General features: G+C 66.8%; 2 protein-coding genes. One reads left to right on the forward strand and one right to left on the reverse strand.

The annotated features are described in order from the left end of the window. Positions 1 to 30: 30 nt before the first annotated feature. Positions 31 to 966, reverse strand: a complete 936-nt coding sequence (locus A5673_RS21685) for a GAP family protein (protein WP_231971420.1) — start codon at positions 964 to 966, stop codon at positions 31 to 33. A gap of 20 nt (positions 967 to 986) precedes the next feature. On the opposite strand from A5673_RS21685, the gene A5673_RS21690 reads away from it, so the two are divergent. After that, the coding region (locus A5673_RS21690; protein WP_068237292.1) for a glycosyltransferase family 2 protein at positions 987 to 1,691 on the forward strand (705 nt) is incomplete at its 3' end.

A 1,691-nucleotide genomic window follows, 5' to 3' on the forward strand; every position in this document is an offset into this window, starting at 1 on the left:
ACCGAGACCCGCGGGGTGGCGGGCGCACCGTCAGAGGGCGGCAAGACCCTGCGTCAACAGTATGATCCCGGTGCCGCCGAAACTGACCTGCATGATTTGCCGACGGTAGGTGCGCAACCAGTGCTGCAGCCGCAGCATCAGCGCCAGGGTCTGCTCCGGCTTCGCCAGGTAGGCGACGAGCGGAATCTCGATGACAGCGAGCACCATGAGGGTGAACAGGATGAACGCGACGAACTGCGTGCTGATGGCAGCTCCCGAGGCCATGATGAAGGCCAGCAAAACCACGCCCTCGTACGGCGGAAACGACGAGGCGAGGCCGACGAGGAAAGCCGGCCAGACGACGTCGGTGTTCAGCATTTCCTGGGTGCGCGCGCCCAGTCGCTGGAAGATGCCGCGCGGAGGCTCTTCCACCAGGGTCGGCGCACTCCCGCCGCCCGCGGTCACGGGTGTCGCGGGCGCCTGCGCCGCGGCTCTCGCGCGGGCCGTCATGACCGCGAGGACCACGAGCGCGAGCAGGCCGAGCGTGATCTGCAGACGAGCACCGTCGAGGATGAAGATCGCGGACCTGACCTGCGAAATTGCGGATCCGACGCTGCGGATGGCCACCAGCGCGGCCTCCCGCATCAGCACCAGCACGCCGATGCCGACGGTAAGTCCCGCCACGATGCCGCCGAGCCAGAACGCGAACAGGTTCAGCATCGGCCGCCGCCGCGTCAACAACACGACGGCCAGCCCGAGCCGGACGGGGTCAATCGCCATCCCGAAGCCGCATAACAGCACGAAAGTCCACATCGATTGGGACGCTACCGTGCCGAGCCGTATCTCGTGGCGTAACTGGCGAATTCGTTCGTTCGGCGTCCGGCCCTCGACGGTGCCGACAACCCGCATTTTCAGGCATGGATATGATCGGCGCAACTCGGCGAGACCGAAAGCCGCCGGGGCTATGCTCAAGCCGATTTTGGGCACTGTTCGGTGATGGAGGGGGCATGGCAGCGAAGCCCGCTGTCTCGGTGTGCGTGCCGATGTACAACAACGCCGGCACCATCGAGCGTTGCCTGCGCAGCATCCTCGAGCAGGACGGCGTCGAGTTCGAGATCCTGGTGGTCGACGACTGTTCGTCCGACGATTGCGCCGCAATCGCCAAGACAATGCTGCGGCCCGGAGACCGGCTCGTGCGCAACGCGTCCCGCCTGGGCCTCAACGGCAACCACAACAAATGCCTGGAACTGGCGCGCGGCACGTGCGTGCAGTTCGTGCACGGCGACGACTGGCTGCTTCCGGGCGCCTTGGCGACGCTCGCTCCCTACTTCGACGACCCGACCGTCGGGCTGGCGTTCGCGCCCCGGCAGGTGGTGGGTGACGACGAGCGCTGGCAGCGCCGGTACGGCAAAATGCACACGCGCTTTCGCAACCTGCGGGAACGCAACGACGGCCCCTCGTTGGTGCGCCAGGTGGTGTTGCGCGGCGCGAAGGAGAACTGGGTGGGGGAGCCGACCTGCGTGATGTTTCGGCGCCGGCTGGCGCTGGAGGCGGGCGGCCTGCGGAACGACATCTATCAGCTCGTCGACGTGGATTTCTGGTGGCGTCTGATGCTGCGATCGACGGTCTGCTTCGTGCCCCGGGAGTTGTCGGTGCGCAGCCACATGAAGGGCACCGAAACGACGCACGTGATGGCGTCCCGGCGCGGCATC

The organism is Mycobacterium sp. E3198, from assembly GCF_001667015.1.
GTDB lineage: Bacteria > Actinomycetota > Actinomycetes > Mycobacteriales > Mycobacteriaceae > Mycobacterium.